Annotated in this window: 15 protein-coding genes; 6 read left to right on the forward strand and 9 right to left on the reverse strand. The window is 47.5% G+C overall.

Features of this window, described 5'->3' with window-relative positions; all coding sequences use genetic code 11:
* Window positions 1-448 precede the first annotated feature (448 nt).
* On the forward strand, window positions 449-2,515 hold the full coding sequence (locus ACL9RG_RS04255; protein WP_422791346.1) for an AsmA family protein: 2,067 nt from the start codon (window positions 449-451) through the stop codon (window positions 2,513-2,515).
* 62 nt (window positions 2,516-2,577) lie between these two features.
* Here ACL9RG_RS04255 and ACL9RG_RS04260 read toward each other — a convergent pair whose 3' ends face one another.
* The 5 genes from ACL9RG_RS04260 to ACL9RG_RS04280 form a co-directional block, all read right to left on the reverse strand.
* Window positions 2,578-3,348, reverse strand: a complete 771-nt coding sequence (locus tag ACL9RG_RS04260; RefSeq protein WP_422791347.1) for a CDP-diacylglycerol diphosphatase — start codon at window positions 3,346-3,348, stop codon at window positions 2,578-2,580.
* A 94-nt stretch (window positions 3,349-3,442) separates the two neighbouring features.
* Entirely contained in the window at window positions 3,443-4,768 is a 1,326-nt protein-coding gene (locus tag ACL9RG_RS04265; protein ID WP_422791348.1) for an MFS transporter, read from the reverse strand.
* 413 nt (window positions 4,769-5,181) lie between these two features.
* Entirely contained in the window at window positions 5,182-5,970 is a 789-nt protein-coding gene (locus tag ACL9RG_RS04270; RefSeq protein WP_422791349.1) for a 3-hydroxybutyrate dehydrogenase, read from the reverse strand.
* 157 nt (window positions 5,971-6,127) lie between these two features.
* Complete coding sequence (yhjD, locus tag ACL9RG_RS04275) at window positions 6,128-7,150, reverse strand: inner membrane protein YhjD (RefSeq protein WP_422791350.1); 1,023 nt, start codon at window positions 7,148-7,150, stop codon at window positions 6,128-6,130.
* A gap of 210 nt (window positions 7,151-7,360) precedes the next feature.
* A complete protein-coding gene (locus ACL9RG_RS04280) occupies window positions 7,361-8,260 on the reverse strand; it encodes a LysR family transcriptional regulator (protein WP_422791351.1) in 900 nt (299 codons plus the stop codon).
* A gap of 115 nt (window positions 8,261-8,375) precedes the next feature.
* Here ACL9RG_RS04280 and ACL9RG_RS04285 point away from each other — a divergent pair, with 115 nt between their 5' ends.
* The gene (locus ACL9RG_RS04285) at window positions 8,376-9,134 is read left to right on the forward strand and encodes an SDR family NAD(P)-dependent oxidoreductase (protein ID WP_422791352.1); all 759 of its coding nucleotides are present in this window, start codon (window positions 8,376-8,378) and stop codon (window positions 9,132-9,134) included.
* A 543-nt stretch (window positions 9,135-9,677) separates the two neighbouring features.
* The gene (locus tag ACL9RG_RS04290) at window positions 9,678-11,321 is read left to right on the forward strand and encodes a malate:quinone oxidoreductase (RefSeq protein ID WP_422791353.1); all 1,644 of its coding nucleotides are present in this window, start codon (window positions 9,678-9,680) and stop codon (window positions 11,319-11,321) included.
* A gap of 137 nt (window positions 11,322-11,458) precedes the next feature.
* Here ACL9RG_RS04290 and ACL9RG_RS04295 read toward each other — a convergent pair whose 3' ends face one another.
* Window positions 11,459-11,818, reverse strand: a complete 360-nt coding sequence (locus tag ACL9RG_RS04295; RefSeq protein WP_422791585.1) for a helix-turn-helix domain-containing protein — start codon at window positions 11,816-11,818, stop codon at window positions 11,459-11,461.
* Window positions 11,818-12,129, reverse strand: coding sequence for a type II toxin-antitoxin system HigB family toxin (locus ACL9RG_RS04300; protein WP_422791355.1), 312 nt, complete (start codon window positions 12,127-12,129; stop codon window positions 11,818-11,820). The genes ACL9RG_RS04295 and ACL9RG_RS04300 overlap by 1 nt, the downstream gene beginning before the upstream one ends.
* A 439-nt stretch (window positions 12,130-12,568) precedes the next feature.
* Here ACL9RG_RS04300 and dcp point away from each other — a divergent pair, with 439 nt between their 5' ends.
* Entirely contained in the window at window positions 12,569-14,629 is a 2,061-nt protein-coding gene (gene dcp, locus ACL9RG_RS04305) for a peptidyl-dipeptidase Dcp (RefSeq protein WP_422791586.1), read from the forward strand.
* 120 nt (window positions 14,630-14,749) lie between these two features.
* Here the strand turns inward: dcp and ACL9RG_RS04310 are convergent, their stop codons facing one another.
* Window positions 14,750-15,418 (reverse strand): TetR/AcrR family transcriptional regulator, encoded by a 669-nt coding sequence (locus ACL9RG_RS04310; protein WP_422791357.1) that lies wholly within the window; start codon window positions 15,416-15,418, stop codon window positions 14,750-14,752.
* A gap of 84 nt (window positions 15,419-15,502) precedes the next feature.
* Between ACL9RG_RS04310 and ACL9RG_RS04315 the strand changes: the two genes are divergently transcribed.
* Together ACL9RG_RS04315 and ACL9RG_RS04320 are read left to right on the forward strand one after the other, a co-directional pair.
* Window positions 15,503-17,017 carry an MDR family MFS transporter gene (locus ACL9RG_RS04315; protein ID WP_422791358.1) on the forward strand — a complete coding sequence of 505 codons (1,515 nt, stop codon included), beginning with the start codon at window positions 15,503-15,505 and terminating at the stop codon, window positions 17,015-17,017.
* Window positions 17,018-17,162: 145 nt separating this feature from the next.
* Entirely contained in the window at window positions 17,163-18,995 is a 1,833-nt protein-coding gene (locus ACL9RG_RS04320) for an ABC transporter ATP-binding protein (protein ID WP_422791359.1), read from the forward strand.
* Between the two features lie 117 nt (window positions 18,996-19,112).
* On the opposite strand, the gene ACL9RG_RS04325 is transcribed toward ACL9RG_RS04320, so the two are convergent.
* Entirely contained in the window at window positions 19,113-20,069 is a 957-nt protein-coding gene (locus tag ACL9RG_RS04325; protein ID WP_422791360.1) for a hypothetical protein, read from the reverse strand.
* Window positions 20,070-20,124 lie beyond the last annotated feature (55 nt).

Here is a 20,124-nt window from a genome sequence, read left to right on the forward strand (position 1 = left end):
TGAATTTAAAAAAGCTTGGTGGCGCACTCAAAATTTCACTGACGAGTGATGGAGAGATAGCGAAGCAGGCTCGAATCCGAGGAAGGGATGGCGGAGCCATGAAATTTGCGCCTATCACTGTGGCAACTGAAACATAGCCTAGTTGTAATCTGATATAACACACTGAAAAAGCGCGGGATTGTAAAGGGATGCGCTTTCATCCCTTTACTCGGTTTAGGCTACTGAGCCATATTGAACTCCGTGCTTCGGAAACCGAAAACTCACCGTATTAATAGTATTCCCGACATCTTTTTATTCGTTTCGCAACTACCGTTCCCAGTTTTACAAAACCGCCCAAAGCAACGGTCATTGCTTCAATCCCCACTCATTGCTTTAAAAAAGCGCTCTACGTCCGCCGACGCATCCTACACTATGTATAAACAATGAACATATGAGAGGGATAGTGCTAATGACGCGCACAGGAAAGGTGGTGAGTTGGATCGCGGCGGCGGTGGTTATTGTATTGATTGTACTTATTATCTTTATTACGACCTTCGACTGGAACCGCTTAAAACCGACCATTAATAGCAAAGTATCTGCTGAGTTGAACCGGACTTTCGCCATCCGTGGTGATCTCGGTGTCGATTGGTCGCGGCAGAAGGAAGAGGGCGGCTGGCGCGCATGGGTGCCTTGGCCACATATTCATGCTGAAGATATTGTGTTGGGAAATCCGCAGGATATTCCTGGCAGTGAACAGATGGTGACGCTACAGCGAGTGGATGCCAGCATCGCGCCGTTGGCTCTGCTAGGCAAAAAAGTACTGATCCCGCGACTGTGGTTGAAGCAGCCGGATGCGTCGCTGGTACGTCTGGCGGATGGTAAAAATAACTGGACCTTTACGCTGGCAAATAGTCAGGACAAGGATAGTGGGCAGTCACAGCAATCGTCAGATTGGTCATTTCAGCTTAACGACATTGTCTTTGACCGTGGGCAGATTAATTTCAAAGACGCCACCTTGAAGGCGGATTTTCGCGCCACTATTGACCCGTTGGGCAAGCCATTACCTTTTGCTGAAGTCGTGGGCGATAAAGGGCAAAAAGAAGATAAAAAACAGGCCAATGTAGTCACTCCCGATTATGTTTTTGGCTGGAAAATCGAGGGTAAATATCGCGGTGAGCCGTTATCTGGTAGCGGCAAAATCGGCGGCATGATTGCCTTGCAAGATGCCAACGCTCGTTTCCCGCTCCAGGCCGATGTCCGTTCCGGCAAGACGCGAGTTGTGGTGGCAGGGACCTTAACCGACCCGCTTAATCTCGGTGCGCTGGACCTACGCTTAAAATTCTCCGGTCAGACCCTCTCTGACCTCTATGGCCTAACCGGTGTGTTATTGCCGCAAACGCCGCCTTATTCTACCGATGGACATCTGAGCGCGCAGTTGCAGCAACCTGCAGGAGCGAAATATCAGTACCAGGACTTTAATGGACAGATTGGGGATAGCGATATCCACGGTTCATTGATTTATCTGGCCAGTAAGCCTCGCCCTAAATTAAGCGGTGATATCACTTCTAATCAGTTGCGCTTTGCTGATTTGGCTCCGCTTATTGGCGCCGATTCTAATACAGACAAAGCTAAACGTGGTGAAGCGACACGTCAGCCTGCGGATAAAGCGCTACCGGTGGAGCAATTTGATACCAAAAGTTGGCGGGCGATGGATGCAGATGTGAAATTCAGTGCTAAACGTATCGAACATGGAAAATCGCTACCACTTAGCGATCTTAGCACCCATTTAAAGCTTGATAACGGCACAATTTTGATGGACCCGCTGCGCTTTGGTGTTGCCGGAGGTAACTTGAATTCTACGGTGCGGCTGGAAGGCGACAAATCACCGATGCGTGGTCGTGTGGACTTGCATGTCCGCAAGTTACAACTCAAAGCCTTGTTACCCAACGTGGAGTCTATGAAAAAAAGCCTGGGACAGCTTAATGGCGATGCCACCTTAAGCGGCACAGGTAATTCGGTGGCGGCGTTGCTGGGTACCGGTAATGGTGAGTTGAAGTTGTTAATTAACGACGGGGTAATTAGCCGTAGTTTAATGGAAATTGCCGGATTGAACGTAGGTAATTATTTGGTATCACGCTTATTTGGTGATGACGAGGTGAAAATTAACTGTGCGGCAGCGGACGTCAATATCAAGAATGGTTTGGCCAAGCCTGATTTGTTGGTATTTGATACCGAGAACGCACTTATTAACGTCACCGGAACGAGTAACTTTGCCAATGAGCGTCTCGATCTCACCATTGACCCAGACAGCAAAGGGATGCGGGTGCTGACTTTGCGTTCACCATTGTATGTGCGCGGTACTTTTAAGCATCCTGATGCAGGGGTGAAACCCGGGCCGTTAATTGCGCGTGGCGCAGCGGCGGTGGCATTAGGCGTGGTACTCACACCGGCTGCTGGCTTGCTGGCATTAGTTTCGCCTAGCGATAATGAGACAAACCAGTGCGGGGCAATTTTGCGGAAGATGAAGCAGAAGTAATCTCGTATTTGGGTAATGCTCCCTGCGCGACTAAAAGGCTCGCGCAGGGAGTCATAATCGAGTTAGCTAGCAGGGTTATTTAATACCGCGCAATCATGGTCCTGAATCTCTTCTGCGGACGCCTTATTAAACGTCCACAAATTGCGCTCAATAGCCAACAGCAGGAAATCGCCCCCTTTCAGACTGACCATTGCCATACCAAAGTGCCCCATATTCTTTCTGGCTGCGGGCACGCCGTCTGCCAGCATGCGGAACGCACCTTTCTCACCTAATTGCGCGGCAGTAATACGGCGCGCCAGATAGGTATGGCCGACCAGAGTATCGGGCAGGGCTTGCCATTGTTCGTTTATGGCGCCGGCATCTTTATCCAACGTCTTTCTCACTTCGGGTAGCAGACATGAAATATGAATATGTAGCTGATTCTGGGTACGACCAGACTGTGAGTTGATGGCCAGCGAGACATGACTGTCATCAATCGGTTTACCATATTTATCCGACATAAAATGTCGGGCTTGCCAGGCCTCGGCGAAGAAGTTCGGTGTCTTGTCTTCCAGTAACACCGGGCTTTCCATTCCACTAATTTTCGCCGTTGGCATCAACAGGAATTGCAGTGGGCCATTCATGTCTTTCATGACCACGAAACCCTCTTTCTCATCAACCTGAGAGCAAGGGGCGGGTTGGCCATTGTTACGCTGATCTGGCACGCATTTTTGACTAATGATATTCCACAGAGCGTCAGGGTTTGCACTGGCTGGTTGTACATAGCAACCCACTCCGGCAAGCATCATGCTCAGTGATAATAAAGGAAGTTGCAGGTGACGTTTAAAGGACATGTAGGGTTCTTCTGGTTAAAAGTATGCTGAATATAAAAGATGTTATGAATATAAAAATGCCGGGCTTTGTGCCCGGCATACTTGGAAGACTGTATTACAGTGACTGATCGCGAGTCTCTTTGGACAACAGCAGCGCTATCAGGGTCAGCGTTGCCATCGATGCCAAATAGACACCTACGTAGAACAAACCGTAATGGGTAGTCAGCCAGGTCGCAATATAAGGTGCCACGGATGCGCCTAATATTGAAGCGACATTATAAGAGAATGATGCACCGGTATAGCGAACCTCGGTTGGGAACAATTCTGGCAACAGCGCCCCCATTGGGCCAAAGGTCATCCCCATCACAATAAAGCCACACAGCAGGCACAGCATCACCATGGAGATGGATCCTGCGCTGAGCATAGCCGGGAAATTCAAGGCGAAGACGATCATCAGCAAGGTGATGCCAATCATAGTTTTGCGGCGGCCAAAGCTATCAGCCATTTGACCGGCAATAGGCACCAAGACACCAAAGCCAACCACACCAATCATCAACATCAACAGAAAATCATTACGAGCAATGCCCAAACCGACTGGTTTTGGCGTCGTGCCGTAGGTCAGGGTGTAAACGGTCATAATGTAAAACAGCGTGTAAGTGGCGACCATAATAAAGGTCCCCAGCAAGGTAGCTTTCAGATGCTTGCTGAATAAACGGGCGATAGGCACTTTGACCTGTTTACCTGCTTTAGCAATTTTGGCAAATACGGGGGTTTCATGTAGAGAAACACGGACATACAAGCCGATCAATACCAGCGCAGCAGAAAGGACAAACGGCACGCGCCAGCCCCATTCGATAAATTGCTGGTCGGTCAGCAGCCATGACAGTAGCAAGAACATGCCGTTGGCGAAGAAGAAACCAATAGGTGCGCCGAGCTGCGGGAAGGAACCATAAAGCGCACGTTTTTTTGCCGGAGCGTTTTCGGTTGCCAGCAGTGCCGCGCCCCCCCATTCGCCCCCGAGTCCTAGCCCTTGACCAAAGCGAGCCAGCGCCAGCAGCAGCGGCGCGAATACACCAATGCTGTTATAGGTTGGCAGCAAACCGATGACCACGGTGGAGATCCCCATGGTGAGCAAGGAAGCAACCAACGTGACTTTACGACCGACACGATCGCCGAAATGACCGAATAGTGCAGAACCAATCGGACGAGCGATAAAGGCAATCGCAAAGGTGGCTAACGATTGCAGTGTTGCCGCAGTAGGATCGCCTTGCGGGAAGAAAATATGCGGAAAGACGATAACCGCGGCAGTGGCGTAAATATAAAAATCAAAAAACTCAATAGCGGTACCAATTAATGAGGCAACGATAACTTTACCGCGCGAGTTTTGGCTGACCAAATAAGCGTCAGCTTCAAGTTCTGGAGTGATTGGAGTGGCTTGCATGATTGTTTCTTATTGGTTTTTAATGTAAATGAAATTGACAATAGCTTGCATCTTAAGCACAGCCCCAAGCGTTTTCAACGTGGCAAAATCTCACAATGTGACATTTCCGCATGATTTTGCGCAATCATTCTGCGAGGTTGTTTTTTGTTAGTCATAAGTTTTTTAGATGATGAAATTTCAGAGTAAGTCACTGTAAAAAAGCCGAAGGTTAGCGGCTTCTGTAGTGAGTTATTCTGGTTATTGCGAGTTGATTCCGCATTTATCAGTTTAATAGACTGCTTTTATGGCTGATTGTTGGAATTAAATGCCAGTTCATTTTAGTGAGCTGGCACGAAGGCAAGGTAAGAAGGGATTCTACGAGTCCTCGGGGAGTTGACCGCCGATAGCCGCGTTAGCAATGCGGCGGATAATAATCAGTGCATAGCCATGCCGTGACTGACAATTAATGATTGCCCAGTTAATGCTGCGCTAGGGAAGCAGGCCAGGAACGCGATCATATCGGCGATATCCTGTTGATCGGTAAATTGTCCATCCACCGTGCCTGCCAGCATGATTTTGGCAACCACCTCTTCCTCACTAATCCCCAATTCCTTAGCTTGCTGCGGGATCTGTTTTTGCACCAGTGGTGTTGCGACATAGCCAGGACAAACAACATGGCTGCGTACGTTATGTTCAGCACCTTCTTTCGCTAAAGTACGGCTCAATCCAAGCAGACCGTGTTTTGCCGTCACATACGCAGATTTCAGTTTAGATGCTTCATGAGAGTGAACGGATCCCAGATAAATCACCGTTCCTCCTCGATCGTTTGGGTACATTGAACGCAGGGCAGCTTTGGTCGTTAGAAACGCCCCGTCTAAATGTACAGCCAGCATCTTTTTCCAATCAGCAAAGGCAAAATCCTCAATACTATTGATGATTTGAATACCGGCATTAGACACCAGGATATCTACCGGGCCTAACTCTCGCACAACATGCTCAAAAGCTTGATCAACTTGCTGCTCATTGGTGATATCAACCAATAACCCAACGGCTTTACCGCCTGCGAGCACAATCTCTTGAGCCACTTTCTCTGCCGCTGGACCATTGAGGTCGACGACAGCGACACTGGCACCCAGTGCGGAGAGCGTCAGTGCCGTACAGCGGCCAATACCGCTGCCTGCGCCAGTGATAACGGCGACTTTTCCTTTTAATGATAGTTGCATAAAAATCCCTCATCAGAGCAAGAATAGTTAGAACAAGAATGGTCAGCCGTTTCTAGCAAAGAAACGGCACTCACTGAGCAACTGACTCTTCCTTGAACCATCAGGTAACAGCAGGCTAACACCAATAGCGACTGGCACTATTGGCGAAAAAGGGGAATTACTCGCTAGCTGGCTGTGCCGCAGGTTCGGACTCTTCTCTTGGTGGGTCATCGCTATAACGTGCAGTGGCGATCCACGCGGCGCAAAACAGTGTCAGGCGCGCAAAAAAATAGAAAAATGCCATCAGCCCAAGTACTGAGCCAAAAGCGGCACCAGAAGGTGAGCGAGCCAGACTTGGTAGCATCATCGTCATAATGTACTTAATGACTTCAAAGCCAATCGCCGCAATTAGGGTGCCACGCAGCAAGGCTTTCTTACGTGGCTTATGTCGTGGCAATACCCAGAAGATCCACAAAAAGAGCAGATAGTTTGCGGCAATCGAAATACTGGTGGCGATAATCGTTAGCGCGGGGCGCAGCCACTCAATGTGACTAAGTCCTAAGGCATCGACAATAGTTTTCTGAGCAGAACCGGCAATTGAGGTCAGTGATAAGGTGATAATGAGTGCCAGGACCAGTCCGGTTAGAGAAAGGAAGTCGCGCAGATAGCGAGTGTGGATTTTTTCCTGATCTTGTGGATTTCGCTCCCACACGTCACGTGACTGTGCTCGGATAGCTTCTCGCAGGTTGCCCATCCAGCTGATACCAGAGTAAAGCGCCAATAATAAGCCGGACAGGCCGACAGTGGTACGCTGTTCAATAGCAGTATTCACCGTGTTTTTTAAGGTGTTAGCTAATGTCGGGTCGCTGATACTGTTGACTATCTTATTGATAAGTTCGGTCAGCAGGTCTTGATTGGAGGCCAGTACAAAACCAACGGTGGCGAAAGACACCATCAGAATCGGGATCAGAGATAAGAAAGAGAAGTAGGTGATCGCAGCACCGAACTGACTACCTAATCGATCGTTAAAGCGTTCCACTGTACGGATCAAATGGGCAACCCAACCCCAATTTTGTACTCGCGTGACTAAGCATGAAAAGCGACTAATGTTCTTATCAACGGCGGCGTTACCCGTTTTAATATTAATCAGCGGGCTATCGTTGTTGTCGGTCGTGGATTCGGATTTTGATGTTCCTGTCATATAAAGTGATAACTCCTTGGCGCTTATTTGGCATCAATGCCTATCCGATTGCTTCCACGGCTAATCGTGAGCGCAGACTTCGAATAGGGTCGATGATATGCCATCCCCATTATTGAGTGTAAAAATAGCTTCCCCAAGTATAGCCGCCATCGGTTGAACTGTGCCGAAAGCTGGGCTGTATGGTGAGTATTTATCCTGTGACGATTTTATTTAGCCGACGTGTTCTTGCATGATCTCGGTTAGCCAATCCATAAATACCTTGACGCGTCGGGATAAATTTAGCCGGTGAGGGTAGACCAATGAGATAGGCAACGGCGGTGCGCAAAACTGTGGCAAGATACTCACGAGTTGACCGCTATTTAAATAGGGTTCCATCCCACTTTTAGGAGCCTGGATAATCCCTAAACCAGCCAGACAGGCGCTGCTATATGTTTCTGTACTATTAACAGTGACGGCCCCACCGATGGGAACAATTTTGAGTTGGTTGCCATCAAGATAGCTAAATCCTTCTTTTTGCCCGCCGAAGATCTGCTGATAGTGCACCATGGCGTGTTGTATCAACTCATTGGGATGTATTGGTGTGCCGTAACGGCGTAAATAGTCCGGGCTGGCGCAGTTAATCATACTGAGTTGACCGATCGAGCGAGCGATAAGCGCGGAGTCTTTCAACGTACCAACGCGTAGCACACAATCAAACCCCTCACGAATAACATCAACCTGATGATCGGTACTGCTCAGCTCGATTTCCAGCCCAGGATGACGGTTTAAAAACTCTGCAAGCTTCGGCAACACCAAATGCTGTGCAGTGCTCATCGGCATATCGACTCTTATCCGTCCGCTAATCGCTGCCGGGTTATGCTGGAACATTGACCCTAATTCATCGATATTCGCCAGCAGTTCTTTGCAACGCGTATAACAGACCTTGCCGTCTTGTGTCAGCTGCACCCGGCGGGTGGAACGGTGAAGCAATTGAACGCCAAGACTGGTTTCAAATTGCTGCACTAAACGCGAGGCGCTGGCCTTAGGGATACCCAAACTTTCTGCCGCCTGAGTAAAGCTATTAAGCTCGGCAACACGGACAAAAATCTGCATTGACTGAATTTTATCCACATTTTCCTCTATTGTTGTTCAATATGGGATAGTGAAACTCATTATGGTGTATTTATCCCTTAATCACTATTCAATAGTCTGTTTATTAGACAATAAACAATGATGGAGAAGCAAAGTGTCTAATAAAATCGCAATTATTACCGGTGGTAGCCGTGGATTAGGTAAAAATGCTGCGTTAAAGCTGGCTGAGCAGGGGATTGATAGCATTTTGACTTATCACAGCAAGCATGAAGAAGCGCAAGCCGTGGTGAGTGAGATACAGGAAAAAGGCGCCAAAGCAGCGGCATTACAACTTGATGTTGGTGATACTCAGACATTCCCGGCGTTTGTTGCACGGCTCGAAAAAGTTTTAGCAGAACACTGGCAGCGTGACCGCATTGATTTTTTGGTCAATAACGCAGGTGTGGGTTTGCACTTGCCATATGTGCAAACTCGCGAGGCAGAATTTGATTTATTAATGAATATTCATCTCAAAGGGCCATTTTTCCTGACGCAAACATTACTACCGTTAATTAATGATGGCGGAAGTATCCTCAATATATCCACGGGTCTGGCCCGATTTACCTTACCTGGACATTCAGCCTATGCGGCAATGAAAGGGGCAATGGAAGTACTGACGCGTTACCAAGCCAAAGAACTCGGTGCTCGGGGTATTCGGGTGAATATTCTCGCACCGGGTGCAATTGAAACTGATTTTGGCAACGGCACCGTGCGTGATAACCCGGAGGCTAATCAATATATTGCTGCCAATACGGCACTTGGTCGTGTTGGTCTGCCTGATGATATTGGCGGGATGGTTGCAATGTTACTTAGCGACGACAGTCGGTGGGTGAATGCACAGCGTATTGAAGCATCTGGTGGAATGTTCCTCTAGCGTAGTTTTCCTCTCTATCTTTTTAAAGAGACGAGGTAATAGCCTCGTCTCTGCGTATTGGTTTAGCCGTCACTGCGGTATTTCTTATCACTTATCTGATGTTAATAAACCACATTAAATATCAGGGTAATCGGGATTAATGAAAATTATCCCATTCGCCATTTGTTAAATTTTATTAATTTTTCCTTGAAACCCTTCGGTATTATGATAGCCCGCCCGTTCCCAGCCAGCCCACGTAATGCCTATATTCCTGTATTTCCATGGGTTATTAATAACAAATAGTTACTATACTGTTACTTAATTTTAATAATTAAATTTATTTTTAGACTACGTAACAATAATGTTATATTAATTACGAAAGGTTGCTATTTAGTAAACTCAGTGGCGAATGCCTGGAGTAATTTGGTTAACCAAATCTTTCATTCTTAATTGGGTTACTCATTATCCCATTAAGAATACAAGGTTATAGTTTTGCTCATCCAAAGGGACCGGATCTGTTTCGCCTGTAATCGACAATAATCAACATATTAGAGATGTAATTACATGAAAAAGCTATTTGTCGCCGTTCTGTGCTTCAACTTGCTAGGACTATCCAAGCAAGCTGCGGCCGAAGAGCAGAAGCCCGTTGACGTGTTGTTGATCGGCGGTGGGATTATGAGTGCCACTTTGGGGACTTATCTGCAAGAACTGCAACCAGACTGGTCTATCGATATGGTTGAGCGTCTGGACGGTGTGGCTGAAGAAAGCTCTAACGGCTGGAACAATGCCGGTACTGGTCACTCTGCACTGGCAGAAATGAACTACACCCCAGAAAGAGCCGATGGTTCAATTGATATCTCTAAAGCGGTGGAAGTGAACGAATCCTTCCAGATTTCACGCCAGTTCTGGAGCTATCAAATTGAGCAGGGCGTAATGCACGACCCACGTTCATTTATTAATAGTGTGCCGCACATGAGCTTCGTATGGGGTGACGACAACGTTAACTTCCTGCGTAAGCGTTATGCAGCGTTGCAAAAAAGCACCTTGTTCCGCGGTATGGAATACTCTGAAGACCATGACCAGATCCAGAAGTGGATCCCACTGGTGATGGAAGGCCGTGACCCGAAACAAAAAGTTGCTGCGACCCGTATTCCAATCGGTACTGACGTTAACTTTGGTGTGATTACCCACCAATTAGTTGATTCATTACAGAAAAGTAAAAACTTCTCTCTTAATCTGAGCACTGAAGTTCGTGACATCAAACGTAACGCTGATAACACTTGGAATGTGACCGTTGCAGACCTGAAAGATGGTGGCAAAGAGCGTACGATTAATGCCAAATTCGTGTTTATCGGTGCAGGCGGCGCATCTATCAAGCTGCTGCAAAAATCTGGTATTCCTGAAGCTAAAAACTACGGCGGCTTCCCGGTTGGCGGCGAGTTCCTGGTAACTGACAACCCAGAAGTGGTTCAACGCCACTTGGCTAAAGTTTACGGTAAAGCTTCTGTTGGTGCGCCACCGATGTCGGTTCCACACCTCGATACCCGTATGCTTGATGGCAAACAAGTATTGCTGTTCGGACCGTTCGCAACCTTCTCTAGCAAGTTCCTGAAAAATGGCTCGCTGTGGGATCTGTTCGGTAGCATCAACTTCTCTAACATCATGCCAATGACCCACGTTGGTCTGGATAACTTCGACTTGATCAAATACCTGATCAGCCAAGTTATGCTTAATGATGATGACCGTTTTGCTGCGCTGAAAGAGTACTTCCCAGACGCGAAACAATCTGACTGGAGACTGGTTGTTGCAGGTCAACGTGTACAGATCATCAAGAAAGATGCTAAAGAAGGCGGCGTACTGCGCTTAGGTACTGAAGTTGTTAGCGCACAAGATGGCAGCATCGCTGCGCTGTTGGGAGCATCTCCGGGCGCGTCTACTGCAGCACCAATCATGCTGCACCTGATGGAAACCGTCTTTAAAGATAAAGTCGCAACGCCAGAATGGCAGGCTAAGCTGAAAACCATCATCCCTTCTTATGGTCAGAATCTGGATGGTAATGTGGAAGCAACTGAGAAAGAACTGGGCGACACAAGCCGCGTTCTGTTGCTCGACAACCCACAGGTAAACAAGCAAGCCGCACCTGCGCCAGCGCCAGAAGCCACAGCACCGAAAGCTGAACAGAAGAAAGTTGCTGATATCGCTCTGTAAGATGACGATATAGAACAAAGCAAGTAATAGATTGAAGGCCGGAGATTATTCTCCGGCTTTTTTTTGCGTAGAGTAAAGCTGTTGCGGATGCGCAATGCTGCGCTAATGCACTCAATATTACAGGTTCGACAATAGGACTATTCAGCAAGCAGTGATTCGGCTGGAATACCATATTGATGGTGTAATTTTCTGATCATCGCCAGCGTTAGATTTCGCTTACGATTGACCACTTCATAGAAACGACTTTCGGTACCAAAGACGGCTTTCATATCTGAAGCTTTGAGTCCTTCCTGTTCCATCCTGAATCTGATTGCTTCAATTGGGTCTGGGGGATAAATGGGGTAATGTTTATTTTCGTAATTCTCGATAAGTGTTGCCAATACATCGAGGAGATCGCCATCATCAGTTCCGGCCTGCGGATCTTGTTCAATAAGTGGAGAAATTCTCTTTAAAGCAAGCCGGTAATCTTCATGGGTACGAATGGGTTTAATGTTCATCATGACTCCAGCTCAATAGTATTGGCGTCGATGGCATCATATTGCTGATGAGTACCAATAAATTTCACGTATACAATGCCTAGCTGATACGCAATAGCGACAACGATGCGGTATTCATTACCTTTAATATTAAAGACGACGCGTCGATTTTTCAGGATGCTGGCGTTGCGGTACTTTTCCTTTATATCTGCCGGATTCTGCCAATTGGCGGTTCTCACTTCATCAACCCAAGCTTTTAATGATTGCTCTGCATTATAATGTTGCGGGTTTTCCCAAAACTCCCTGATGACAGATAACGCAATTAATCTCATCCCATCTCCGTGCGGATAGTCCCGTTTGGGACTGTTTGTTAGCCTAGTCCCAAATTGGGACTTTAACAAGCGTGTTTATTTTATATCGCTGCTAATTCGTCGTACGAAGAGAGTCTCTATTGTCTTTTCGGTATTACCTAGGTGTGTTTTTATTCTCTGTGAGACATCCCGCAGTTGTCCTAATAATATTGCCGTTATTATTCGGGGTTTAGGTAGATTGATAACTTGCGCTATTTGCTCAATCAAGCCGTTATTACTATCATTAATTGGTTACTACCATTATTAATTTGTTATTACCATCAAAAGCTTAAAGGACACTTTACCTCACTAGCCAAGGAACTTTCTGATGCGATTATCCCCTCTTTTCTTAGCAACCAGTCTGATTTTTAGTCACTATGCGGTTTCCGCCGAAAGCCCTGCACCGGGACAGGTCACTACGATGAATAGTCAGCAGCAAGCCGAAAACCCATTCTTCAAACCGAGCCCGTTGCTTTATCAGGCACCGGAATTCAATCGTTATAAAGAAAGTGATTACCAGCCGGCCATTACTGAAGGTATTCGTCAGATGCTGGCCGAAGTCGATACGATTGCGAATAATCCCGCGCCTGCAACCTTTGAAAACACCTATGTGGCGTTGGAAAAATCGGGTGAGTTGTTAAACCGCGTGTTGAGCGTCTTTAACGCCATGACCTCCGCAAATACTAGCGATACGCTGCAAAAAATTGACGAAGAACAGTCGCCGAAACTGGCTGCAATGAATGACAGCATCAAACTTAATGACAAGCTGTTTGCACGCTTGAAAACGGTCTACGAGCAGCGTCACTCGCTAAAGCTTGATGCCGAGTCACAGCGTTTGATTGAGGTCACTTTTAAAAGCTTTGAACTGGCAGGGGCGAATCTATCCGATGCTGATAAGCAAAAACTCAAAGCGCTTAATCAGCAGGCAGCAACGCTGAGCACGCAATTTACCAATAAGTTGCTGGCAGCCAGTAAAGCCGGTGGATTGGTCGTCAAAGACAAAGCGCTATTAGCAGGATTAAGTGATGACGAGTTAGCTGCCGCTGCGCAGGCGGCGAAAGATCGCAAGCTCGATAGCGCATGGCTGCTGGTGTTGCAAAACACCACCCAACAGCCGCAACTGCAAAATCTACAAAATCGTGATACCCGCAAAGCATTGTATGAAGCCTCTATTAATCGTGCGGAAAAGAACGATGCTAACGACACGCGGCAGATAATTGCTAAGTTGGCGAAGATCCGCGCGGAGCAGGCACAGATTTTAGGCTTCCCAAGCTATGCGGCGTGGAAACTACAAAACCAGATGGCAAAAACGCCACAGGCTGCGTTGGATTTCATGCATAAAATTGTGCCGGCAGCGACTGCCCGCGCCAAACGTGAAGCGCAAGATATTCAGGCGAAAATCGACCAGCAGCAGGGGAATTTCAAGCTGGCGGCCTGGGATTGGCAGCATTACGCTGAGCAAGTGCGTAAAGATAAATACGACCTCGATGACGCGCAGATCAAGCCTTACTTTGAGCTGAACAACGTACTGGAAAACGGTGTGTTTTATGCCGCTAATCAGCTTTACGGTATCACTTTCAAAGAGCGTAAAGATCTGCCGGTGTATAACCCAGATGTGCGGGTGTTTGAGGTGTTTGATAAGGATGGCAAATCCATGGCGCTGTTCTATGCCGATTATTATCAGCGTGATAATAAAGGCGGTGGCGCGTGGATGAGTAACTTCGTCGATCAATCCAAGTTATTAGGTACGCATCCGGTAATTTACAACGTGGCGAACTTCCAGAAGCCCGCCGCCGGGCAACCGGCGTTGCTGTCTTGGGATGATGTGATCACCATGTTCCACGAATTTGGTCACGCGCTGCACGGTATGTTTGCCGATCAACAATACGCCAGTTTGTCGGGTACCTCGACGCCGCGTGACTTCGTTGAATTCCCATCACAGTTCAATGAGCACTGGGCCAGCGACCCGAAAGTGTTCGCCCATTACGCCAAAAACTACAAAACCGGGGAGGCAATGCCGCAGGCGCTTAAAGATAAAATCGACAAGGCCAGCAAGTTTAATAAAGGTTATGACATGACCGAAATATTGGCGGCGGCGTTGTTAGATATGCATTGGCATAGCCTGAGTGCTAATGCACCGCAACAGGATGTCGATAAGTTCGAAGCCGAGTCGCTGGCGAAAGACCATATTGATCTCAGCTATGTGCCACCGCGCTATCGTTCCAGCTATTTCCAGCATATTTGGGGGAACGGCTATGCGGCGGGTTACTACGCCTATTTGTGGACCGAAATGTTGGCCGATGATGCCTTTGCCGGTATTACGGCACAAGGCGGTCTGACCGCCGCTAACGGGCAGCGTTTCCGCGATATGATCTTGTCGCGTGGCAATAGCGAAGATCTCGAAAAACTCTATCGTGCATGGCGCGGACAAGAGCCATCGATTGAGCCGATGCTAATTAACCGTGGCTTGAAAGAAGAATAAATCTTGCGGGAAATATAGCTCGGTTTTACTTTTGTCAGCCCGATACGACACCAAGTCGTGTCGGGTTTTTTGTATTCGAGTGGTACGACTTTGCTTGCTATATTTTCTGCCAGATTAGCGCTATTTCACTCCCAGGCCGTTAATCAGCAAAGACATAACATGTTGTTTTAGTACCGGGCCGTCTATCTGCACGACTCTTTTCGCTGAGGCGATAGGCAGCAGAGTTAATCCGCATAACGAGATAATCACTAATGTTGGATCGATATCCGCATTCAAACGGCCCTGTGCTTGCCAATCAGCAATGCGCTGCTGTGCAATGAGCTTATAGTGCGAACCTCGTCGCTCATCGAGTCGTTGTTTCAGCACTCCGTTAGCACTCAAAAATTCGCGAACCCACATTGGCGCAAACCAAGGGTTTTCAAGTGAAATATCAATCAACTTCTCCGCGAGTTGAGTGATGGCCGCGATCGGATCATTGGCATTATCTTCAAAGATGTTTTCCACCGAGCTGGAGACCGGGATGAAATGCTCATCAATCAGTACATCCAGCAGGTGCTCACGAGTACGGAAGTAGTAATGCAACATTGCCGATGTCACGCCAGCTTGATGGGCGATGGCGGTGAGCGACGTCTCTTGAATACCTTGGCTGGCAAATAAATTCAGGGCCGTCATCAGTAAATGTTCGCGACGCTCTGCGCCGTTAGTTACGCCGCTTGGTCTTCCCGGTCGGCGAGGAGCTTCAGGCTGACCTTTCTCAGCATCATGCTTATCAGTTTTTTGTTTCATCATTGTTTACTCATTTCCATTGACCAGTCTTCAGCGTCTTCATTATATTAATTGCTAAGTTAATTAATATAAAGTCAGACCCTATATATGACTCAGCATAACGAATCCAATGTTTCTACATCTATAACGCATCCAATAAAAACACCGTCGATTCGCCTGTTGTTTTCCACGTTATTGCTGGTCATGCTGTTGGCAGCACTTGACCAAACCATTGTTTCTACAGCATTACCAACGATCGTCAGTGAACTTGGTGGGATGACGCAGCTGTCTTGGGTGGTGACTGCGTATATGTTGACCTCCGCTATCGTCGTGCCGTTGTACGGCAAGTTTGGCGATCTTTTTGGTCGTAAAATCGTCCTGCAAATCGCGATAGTGATTTTTCTGCTTGGTTCGGCACTCTGCGGCTTAGCACAAAACATGACCGAACTTATCCTGATGCGCGCCTTACAAGGATTGGGCGGCGGTGGATTATTAGTCGTTAGCATGGCAGCCGTTGCGGACGTTATTCCTCCGGCTGAACGCGGTCGCTATCAGGGGCTATTTGGTGGTGTATTCGGACTGGCTACGGTTGTTGGCCCACTGATTGGCGGTTTTCTAGTACAGCATTTCTCATGGCGTTGGATATTCTATATTAACTTACCGCTGGGACTTTTTGCTTTGCTGGTGATCGGCGCTGTCTTTCAGACGGGTCTGAATAGAATTAAGCGCCAGATCGATTATCTGGGCGCTATCTACCTCACGCTGGCGTTGAGTTGCATCATTCTTTTTACCAGCGAAGGCGGCACCGTAATGCCTTGGGCATCGCTGGAACTGTGGTTGATTTTAGCCTTTGGATTGTTTTCGCTGGGCGGGTTTATCTATCAGCAGCGCCGGGCGGTGGAACCTATTATTCCTCTGCACCTTTTCCGCCAGCGTACCTTTGTGTTGAGTTGTCTGGTGAGTTTTATTGTTGGGATGTCGTTGTTCGGTGCAATGACCTTCCTGCCGCTTTATCTGCAAATTGTCAAAAATTCAACGCCTGCTCAGGCGGGAATACAACTCACGCCTCTGATGGGATTTCTGCTGGTCAGCTCTATTATTAGCGGCCGTATTATCAGTAAAACTGGCAAATACCGGCTTTTCCCCATCGTAGGAACCTTGCTCGCTTTTATGGCAATAGGGCTGCTTACGACGTTAAAAATTTCTACGCCAATGCATTGGTTGTACCTATATTTGGGTGTTTTAGGTTTTGGGTTAGGCATGGTGATTCAAGTGTTGGTATTGGCGGCACAAAACAGTGTTGAATCAGGGCTTATCGGGGTATCGACATCCAGCGTGACGTTATTTCGCTCCATCGGCGGTTCAATGGGCGTCGCGGTCTTTGGTGCCATCTTTAGTTACGGTTTGCAGCGTGAGTTAATGATGCGATTACCGGCAGGCACCCTATTACCGCGCTCACTAGGTTCACAAGGCGTACATCAGTTACCTGTGATACTACGCGAAGACTATTTGCTGTCTTTTAGCCAGGCACTGCATTTGGTGTATTTAGTGGCTGCTGGAGTAACGTTAATGGGCTTTATCTTGACGTGGTTCCTTAAAAATCAGCCGTTACGTAAGACGTAATCGCTTTATAAACCATGGTTATTCGCGGCAATAACCATGGTTTATCCTCTTTTAGGCCTATGCTTAAAGCTGTCACTTATCTGAGTAAAATGCTTTAAGCTGCATGGCTCTGGCAACAATGGCAGCATGCACCAAGAGGATCGATATGCTTTATCGCCGTTTCGAATCACTGATCAATATTTTCCAGCCTGCGCCTGAAGGCACACCGCCAAATACGGTTTTTTCTTTCTATGCCTATTACTTGCGTCAGGTATGGCGAACTTTCGCGCTGCTCATGGTGGTGGGGCTCATTGCCTCATTGATTGAAGTTTCCTTATTTAGCTACCTGAGTAAAATTATCGACCTGATGACCAATACTCCCGCTGCCCATTTCTTCAGTGAACACGGGGGCCAACTGCTATGGATGGCCGTAGTGGCGATGGTCTTACGTCCGATATTTATTGGCTTGCATGATTTGCTGGTACACCAGACCATCAATCCCAGCATGACGAGCATGATCCGCTGGCAGAACCATAATTACGTACTGAAACAGAGCCTGGGGTTCTTCCAAAACGATTTTGCCGGACGTATTGCCCAACGCATTATGCAAACGGGCAACTCCCTGCGCGACTCTGCGGTACAAACGGTGGATGCATTATGGTACGTGCTGATTTATTCGGTCAGTGCATTGGTGCTATTTGCGCAGTCCGACTGGCGTTTAATGTTGCCGCTGATTGTGTGGATTTTTTGTTTTATCGGCTGCATGTATTACTTTGTTCCACGAGTAAAATCGCGCTCGGTAGCGTCTTCTGAATCTCGTTCCCGCTTGATGGGCTGTATCGTTGACGGCTACACCAATATTGCGACCTTGAAACTCTTCGCCCATACCTCTCTTGAGCAGCAATACGCGCGTGAAGCCATTAACGATCAAACTGAAAAAACGCAGTTGGCGGGACGTGTGGTGACCAGCATGGATGTGAGTCTGACTATCTTAAACGGCATGCTTATCGTCGGTACCACCGGACTTGCACTGTGGCTGTGGACACAATCGTTGATTAGCGTGGGTGCCATTGCGTTGGCGACTGGGCTAGTGATCCGTATTGTGAATATGTCTGGTTGGATCATGTGGGTGGTAAACGGCATTTTTGAAAACATCGGGATGGTGCAAGACGGCTTGCAGACTATTTCCCAGCCTATCAAGGTAAAAGACCAGCCGCAGGCTAAATCGCTGCAAGTGAGTCAGGGTGAGATTCGCTTTAATAATATCGATTTCAATTATGACAGCGGTAAACCGGTGATCGCTGGGTTGGAGCTAACAATTAAACCAGGTGAGAAAATTGGCCTGATTGGCCCATCTGGGGCGGGTAAATCCACTCTGGTAAATCTGTTATTACGCTTGTATGACCTTAGCGGTGGCAGTATCGCTATCGACCAGCAGAACATTGCCCAGGTCAATCAGGAAAGCCTGCGCGCGCAAATCGGGATGATTACTCAAGACACTTCGCTGCTGCATCGCTCCATCCGCGATAACCTGTTATATGGCATGCCCGGTGCCAGCGATGAACAACTCTGGCAAGCCCTGCATCGCGCTAAAGCCGATGAATTTATTCCGCTACTTTCTGATCTAGAAGGGCGCACTGGCCTTGATGCTCACGTAGGCGAACGCGGCGTTAAACTCTCCGGCGGCCAGCGCCAGCGTATTGCTATTGCCCGAGTGCTCTTAAAAAATGCGCCGATCCTTATCATGGATGAAGCCACCTCCGCGCTAGATTCCGAAGTTGAAGCGGCAATTCAAGAAAGCCTCAACAACTTAATGGGTGACAAAACCGTTATCGCCATTGCCCACCGGCTTTCTACCATTGCCAAAATGGACCGATTGGTGGTGTTGGAGAAGGGGAAAATTGTCGAACTGGGGAGTCATCAGGAGTTGCTGGCGCAAGGCGGTCTCTATGCGAGATTATGGCAGCATCAAACGGGTGGATTTGTCGGTCTTGATTAGTCTAGTAAAACCGGTACGGTGAATATTTCAAAACCCTACTAGTCGCCATGCCACGCACTAAAGCGCAGTGTGTGGCATGGCGACATTCGTCTAATATCACGAAATCAGTATTTGATTTTATTGGACCTTGGTTGCAACAGGGGTATTTTTGCTTTGCTCGCTTTCAATAGCCTTTATTAATACAGGATCAAAATAGGCTACATCCAATAAATAAGTTTTCCCCAACAACATACCTGCGCTGTACCAAGGGATGCGATCATAGCTGAGACTCAGGCCATCATACCCATAGCTGAATAAGTAGCCGTTGTTGCTGGTGAATTGGAACTCGCTATCAGAGTATGCAAGTAGTTTGAACTGAATATCCTGCTCGCTAGAATAGAGTTCCTTAACCCGCTGTAGATAGGTTGGGGCAATTATAATAAATAATTTTTGTGCATTCTGTTTATATTGCGCGAGGGTCAAACCGGGGGATTTCTCCAACTCGGTGGCAATTAACGCAAAGATATCAGCATCGGCTTTGGCAATAGTCAGCTGTAAGCGAAGAAAATGCTCGAGTTTTGCCGGGTCAATATCGAGTGTATTGGCTTTTTTAGTCTTAGATATATTGGTTTCAGTCATCACCATAAATTCGCTGGTTTTAGGTAATGTCATGACCGATGTGGCGATATAAGCAGCGCAGGCAGTAATACGTTGAGATGGGTCAGAATTTACCAGCAATGAAAGTGGATGACCTTGATTAGGAATGTTTCTTAGATCGATACCTTGCTGTTGCAGCACTTGATTGACTTGTTCTTGGGTGCTTTCACCACGAGCCAGAGCACATACCTGGCTCATCATCAGATCGTTTCGTTGGCCATTGACCGTCGGCATTAAAGCGGCTACCGCACCTTGAATGACTGGCAGAGCTGGTAAGGCGATTCCGTGTGAAACTGTTTTTGCAGGTGTTTTTTCAGGCGTCTTTTGATATGCACCATCACAACCGGCCAGAAAAATAACGGGCAACAACCAGCCGATGGTTTTAAGTAATGACATTATACTTACCTTAATTACATTGCTTGTAAAAGCAGGCTGCACTAAGGCAACCTGCCTGTTAGTTTTTTAAAAATCTGCCGGGATTAACCGCAAATTG

This window comes from Rouxiella sp. Mn2063, assembly GCF_049319665.1.
Lineage (GTDB): Bacteria > Pseudomonadota > Gammaproteobacteria > Enterobacterales > Enterobacteriaceae > JBMOUD01.